Genomic DNA, 5,969 nt, shown 5'->3' on the forward strand with positions numbered 1-5,969 from the left:
AAACGTTCAACTTATTCAGCATTTGACACCTTCAAGTACAAAATCACTTTTTCTTAAGCAAAAGATAGTTTGAGACGCCCAAAGCGGCTTTGGCGCCTTCCCCGGCGGCAATGATGATCTGCTTTTCCGGGACATTGGTGACATCGCCCGCGGCAAAAATTCCGGGGACGCTGGTTTTGCAGTAACAGTCCACCAGGATTTCGTTCTTTTCATTCATGGAGAGAATTCCCTTGGCGAATTGGGAGTTTGGAACGAGACCGATTTCCACGAAGACTCCGGAAACGGGAATTGTTCGAATTTCTCCGGTCGCCTGGTCGCGGATGGTGATGCTACTCACCGTTTGATTTCCTGAAATGCTTTCAACACTGTGATTTGCGTACATTGTAATCAGATGGGAAGCACGGGTTCTCTCAACGAGTATGCCGTCCGCCTGAATACCCGGCTCGCAGTTCACCAGGTACACGGTGCAGCCGAGGGCCAGGAGATCGATCGCCGCGCTGAAGGCGGAGTTGCCCCCCCCGATGACCGCCACCGTCTCACCCCGATAGAGCGGAGCATCGCAGGTAGCACAGTAGGTCACCCCACGTCCGATAAACTCTTTTTCGCCGGGAATGCCCAGTCCTCTCACGCGTTTTCCGGAAGCTGCAATAAGCGTAGCAAAGGAATACCGCGCACCCTTCTCGGTAGTGACCGTGCCGCCTTTTTCGGTTAGATCGAGAGTGTTTACACTATCACTGAGACGGAGATAGATGGAATGGAGTTGGAGCTGCTCCTCAAATGCCTTCGCCAGCTCAATCCCTGAAATGACATTATATCCGGGATAGTTCTCCACATTTGATGTAAAACTCACCTGCCCTCCCAGGTAGGGGCTGATGAGCAGAGTTTTGATGAGCTTGCGGGCGAGATAAATCCCGGCAGTCATTCCGGCAGGACCGCCGCCGATTATTATGGATTCGAATGAGCCGCCTTCTGGAGCAATCAGGGCTTTCCTGCTTTTTTCTTCCGGAACAGGTTTGACTTCCAGGTCTAGGGTATCGATTACTTTTACCATTTCAGCGAGTTCTGTCATTGTTCGCTCCGTCATGTGCATAAATTTCTTGATATATTTTGATTATTCACAACAACCAGCCGGATAGTCAAGTTATTCCCCCAATCCAGCGATAAGGATTTAAGAAAGAGGAAAATGCAAAAAAGATAGTTGATTAGGGCTATTTTCTTCTAGTAGTAAAGTTCGTTTTCCTGATCGATGAATTTTTCAATTTTCTCGATCGGGAGATATGAAAACTGACAAGCGTATCTGCGCGCTTCAAGAACACTTCTGCTCAAGGCATCCTGGACACTGGTGAGCGCGGTAAATATCTCTTCGTCTTTAAATCGCCGCCGCCAGAAATATCGGAAGACCACCTATCCCGGTAATCGGCTGATCGGTAAGTTCATATAATGCAAGTACTTTCTATAAAATTATCGCTGGATTAGGGTAAAAAGTAAACCCTAAGCCCAAAGCAAAAGCTTTTATTCTGATTTCTGTTTTCTGTATTCTTTCTTTATCGACTTTGCGAACTTTGCGTGAGATTTTTTTTCTTCCTCCCGGATTCCAGCACTGCAACCACATAAGAAATCCCGTAAAGAATCAATCCGATGACAAGAATCGGATACTTGTAATCGTCCGGCGCCGCCTGTTTTGACACAGCGCCGGAGAAGTCAAAGAACGAATACAGAATGAGAATGGTGGCCGCGCTGCCCAGCATCCAACTCAGTACGGGCGGCCTGAACTCAAGACCGCAGTGCAGGCGGCGGGTCAGCGAAATCCCGATGGTTGTCATGAGAATAGAGATGAGAACAGGTGCGATGACCGGGCCGATCCAGGGAAGGGGAATCAGAAAAAGAATATCGTTATCGAACATGCTCGCCGGCCACCCGAGGGCAACTTTCAGCCAGACATAGTAAAAAATATCCCAGACGCCGAAAAGAATGAGAAAATACCCGAATCTTTCCCAGAACCGCTTCCCGGCGAGCATTGCGACAGCGAGCAGTATGACGATGGTTGCGGCTTCACGGACGATCTCGATAACCGCTATCTCTGACGGGATGAGTTTAAGGGGAAAAGAGAAACCTTCCGGGTAATACAGCGCACGCAGATACACTACAACAGCGGCTTCGAGGTATCCCATGGCCGCCGCGAAAGCGAGTACTGTCAGAACTCGCGAAAGATAGGAAACATCCTCGACTTTCATGAATCGGTCTTTCTGATAGACTTTTTCCGTTCAATACAAAGTATATTTGCTCGGAGAATAAAAAAATAGGGCTCTTCTCCGAATCAGTTGGTAAATTTTAGAGTGCAAAATGAGATAACTCTTTGAGAGGCAGCCCCCTAAATCTCCCGAAGGGGGACTTTCATCGTTTGGGATAAAAAAAGTTTTGTTACGTAAATAATCTAAGCAAGCCTCAATCTGTCAAGCCTCAGCCGAAGGCTGACTTGCTTGGGCTTGACAGCAACTATCAACATATTTCAATTCAGGGTTGGATTGAGATCATTTCCTCAATGCAACCGTTATAAGTAAATTTCTTTACCAACTCTTTTGGAGAAGAACCAAAAATAGATCCTGAAACGAGTTCAGGATGACACGTGTCATGCCGAACTTGTTGCCGCTTCGCGGGAAAGATGAAACCGTTGCCGCTTCGCGGGAAAGATGAAACCGTTTCGGCATCTATAGACAGGTAAAAGGGCACTCCTCATATTAAAAGGAACGGGCCTGTAAGCCGGGTTCTGTTCCCCCTTGGCGGGAGCGATGGTCATTTGTCTGGGAAGCACGGTTGCCCGTCTCCTCATGCAGCCTACCCGGGACTGATTACGATGCGGACCACATCGCGGGGTCCCCGGATTCATAATCCGGGGTGCCCTCGTCCCCTATTTGGCCTTGCTCCGGGTGGGGTTTGCAGCGCCCCGGACGTTGCCGCCCGGGCGGTGGGCTCTTACCCCGCCATTTCACCCTTACCTCCTCCGGTTTCCCGGAAGAGGCGGTGTATTTTCTGTTGCACTTTCCTTGACCGGTTTCCCGGCCACCGGGCGTTATCCGGCACCCTGTCCTCTGGAGCCCGGACTTTCCTCACCTGGAAAACCAGGCGCGACCATCCGGCCCGTTCCTTTCAGTATGACGTTTAAAAGCTTGTGAAAAACACTTTATTGAATAAAATCCCCGCTTTTTCTAAACTCACCTCTTGGTCTCCTCTCTATTCTAAAGAGAAGATAACTCGTTGCGAGCCTTCTGGTTCCCCCTCTATAGGATAGAGAGGGGGTCAGGGGGTGAGTTTCGTCGGATAAGAAAATAACAGGCATTTAGACTTTTTCACAAGTCTTTTTAACCTCGATACAGTTTTATTTTACCCGATAAAACTCAAAAATATACTTCGCCGCGGAAATAATGGTCGGAATGAAATACCTCCCCGGTTTTCGGAAAAGCGAAGCCCGGATATAACAGTTCACCGCGCATCCCTCGCAGAACGGATACCGCCCTTCCTTTGCCATCTCTTCCCGGATCAGGGGTGAATTCCTTAAAGCGAACAACCTTCCCCGGATGGGTATTTTAGTAATCCCACGGTGGAAACAGGGAAGTATCAGGCAGTCGTCCGATGAAATTACCAGGGTGGAGGTCACCGCCAGGCAGTCCGGGTTTTCTCGACTGTTGCCGCCGTCGATGAGGAACGCCAGAAACCCCCGGTCGATCGATATACCTGGTCCCCGTGCCATGCTTCCGAGTTGACGGGCGCTCTCCGGCGAAAGTCCCCGGTTTCCGAAATAGGGGAAACAGGGGTTGAGGAACAGAGGAACCCGCATTCTCCGGGCAAGAGCGATTACATCGGGAACACGAGAGAGATTGTCATCGGTAACCGTGTGGATGAATGTGGGATTCTCTCCGAGCAGGCGGGCCAGGTCTATCGCCTCCATGACCCGGTCGAACGAGGGAACACCCTTGACCGCATCATGCCCGCCGCTCTCGGCGGCATCCAGCGAGAACTGCAGGACACTTATGCAATCGGCGATTTCTGCCGCGCACTCAGTATACCGTATGCCGTTGGTAGTAAGAGTGGTCAGAAACCCCAGGCGCCGTGCATACCGTAAAACACGGCCGATCCCCTGGTACAGGAGCGGCTCGCCTCCGGTGAAATCCACGATTCTCACCCCGAGACGGCGGATATCACCCAGGTTACGGCACACGACATCCGGCGATGCTTCATCGGATATGGGGACATCGTTCGTTTTCCAGATGCCGCAAAAGGAACATCGCGCATTGCAGCGATAGGTAAGATAATAATTACAGATAAAAGGCCTCATGGTTATTTTCAATATCCCCGCTTTTCAAAATACGGCCTCACCATGGCGTCGTATTCCATACCGCCGGTTTCATGCATGCCCTGCCAGAAATAGGGCATCTCGCCGCGGCGGGCCATATGGTCGGCCCACTGGGCGGTGAGCATCCAATGCACAAGATTCCCGGTCAGCCCGGCAATCGGGCAAACTGTCCCGGGAAATCCTTCTATGGCGATGACTCCCGCTTTCTCATCGCAGTAGGTGGTGAATGCGTCATCAACTTCTTTGAAAAGACGGACGCCTGCTGAATCGCCATCTGTGGAAAAAGGACAGGAAGCAACCGTGTATGCTCCTTTCCCACGGGCTGCGCGTGCAACTTCAAGCTCACCCGGATGATTCGACCTTACCGACCCGATAAGCACGATATCATCGGCGCGGACAGCGCCTGAATACTCCCGGGCTATCATGGAGCCGTTTGCCGCGCCGACCGCATCGGCAACAAACATATTCCCGCTCAGACCCTCTTCCGCTTTGAACGGCTCGCCGTAGACAAAGAGCCTTGCGTCCCTGCCCAAAACCAGATCGGCCCATTTTTCGGCCACCCGGTCGATTTTAGGACGGTCCGAACCGATCATCTGAAAACGCTCCAGGGTCAGATCGAGAAATTTTTTTGCAGGCGCCGCGCTCGAACCTTTTCCTTTTGCGCCGATCAGATGGGCAAGCGAGGCGGTGCAGGCCCAGTATACCGCCAGTTGCGCAATGCCGGTCGAGGGGCATATTTTGAATCGGGGATGCTGCGGCGCAGAGACGAGGCCGTTGTCCCAGGGCACATAACTATCAATGATCAGATTCGAGATTTCCTCCAGCGACAATTCCATTCTCCGCGGGTAGTACGCGCCTGGCGGAGTGCGAAAGCATTTGAAATAATTGTTGGTTATGCCCGCAATAAAAACTCCCCGGTCATGGGCTTTTTTCCAGTCGTCGCTCTCCTCGTTCCAGTTGGTCTTCATGTCCATGTTGACAATGTTGGTGAGGAGGAAATCCCCCTTTTTCATCGCCCTGAACGGTTCGCCGAGGAGCGAATAATACTGGGGCAGAATCCAGGGCTGTCCCGGTATATCACGGCATCCCGCGTAGGGAGCAAAATGGCCGAACACCACATTGGAATAGATGGTTCCTCCCTTTGTTTTCAGTTCGTACGCCTTTTCCATCGCCTCGGCGATCTTTTCTACCTGAGTGTCCCGTACACCCCTGATAATGTTCAGGATTCCTTCATAATACTGATCCATTAACGGTTTATACGGTTGGGTGTTCACCGGAAAAGCCCGGGATTCCGCCGCCCGGCCAACCATGGCGGCGGCGGAAGCGGACAGTACTGAAAGGAAGGTTCGGCGGGAATGTGTAGTATTCATGCGGTGCTCCTGATAACAGCAAGTTTGGCATCAATGATTAGAAAATGTACGTACTCTTAACCGGTTTCTCAACTGTTTTTTGTGATTTTTCATTATCCTGCTCTATTACCATCTATTCCATTATCAAAAACACCTTGGATATAAAAAAAAGTATTTGAATATATGTACTATCATTATAGCCGAATAATACTGCAACTTTTATCCAGAAAAAGGAGATATGATTATGGAAAAGGCTGTTCGGATTTCCC

At 50.6% G+C, this 5,969-nt stretch carries 4 protein-coding genes and 1 other RNA gene; all 5 read right to left on the reverse strand.

Features of this window, described 5'->3' with window-relative positions; translation table 11 throughout:
• Positions 1-43 precede the first annotated feature (43 nt).
• The 5 genes from Q8O92_07995 to Q8O92_08015 all read right to left on the reverse strand — a co-directional run bounded on the left by Q8O92_07995 (position 44) and on the right by Q8O92_08015 (position 5,721).
• A complete protein-coding gene (locus Q8O92_07995; protein MDP2983255.1) occupies positions 44-1,069 on the reverse strand; it encodes an FAD-dependent oxidoreductase in 1,026 nt (341 codons plus the stop codon).
• Between the two features lie 475 nt (positions 1,070-1,544).
• Positions 1,545-2,234 (reverse strand): hypothetical protein, encoded by a 690-nt coding sequence (locus tag Q8O92_08000; GenBank protein ID MDP2983256.1) that lies wholly within the window; start codon positions 2,232-2,234, stop codon positions 1,545-1,547.
• 506 nt (positions 2,235-2,740) lie between these two features.
• Positions 2,741-3,145, reverse strand: an RNA gene (gene rnpB, locus Q8O92_08005) — RNase P RNA component class A.
• A gap of 231 nt (positions 3,146-3,376) precedes the next feature.
• Positions 3,377-4,333, reverse strand: coding sequence for a radical SAM protein (locus tag Q8O92_08010; GenBank protein MDP2983257.1), 957 nt, complete (start codon positions 4,331-4,333; stop codon positions 3,377-3,379).
• 8 nt (positions 4,334-4,341) lie between these two features.
• On the reverse strand, positions 4,342-5,721 hold the full coding sequence (locus Q8O92_08015; protein ID MDP2983258.1) for a hypothetical protein: 1,380 nt from the start codon (positions 5,719-5,721) through the stop codon (positions 4,342-4,344).
• Positions 5,722-5,969: the final 248 nt, after the last annotated feature.

Source organism: Candidatus Latescibacter sp. (assembly GCA_030692375.1).
Classification (GTDB): domain Bacteria; phylum Latescibacterota; class Latescibacteria; order Latescibacterales; family Latescibacteraceae; genus JAUYCD01.

Excerpts from the sequence above, each read along its gene's own strand:
- Q8O92_07995 (MDP2983255.1), bottom strand. The coding sequence starts at position 1,069 with ATGACAGAACTCGCTGAAATGGTAAAAGTAATCGATACCCTAGACCTG.
- Q8O92_08000 (MDP2983256.1), bottom strand. The coding sequence starts at position 2,234 with ATGAAAGTCGAGGATGTTTCCTATCTTTCGCGAGTTCTGACAGTACTC.
- Q8O92_08010 (MDP2983257.1), bottom strand. The coding sequence starts at position 4,333 with ATGAGGCCTTTTATCTGTAATTATTATCTTACCTATCGCTGCAATGCG.
- Q8O92_08015 (MDP2983258.1), bottom strand. The coding sequence starts at position 5,721 with ATGAATACTACACATTCCCGCCGAACCTTCCTTTCAGTACTGTCCGCT.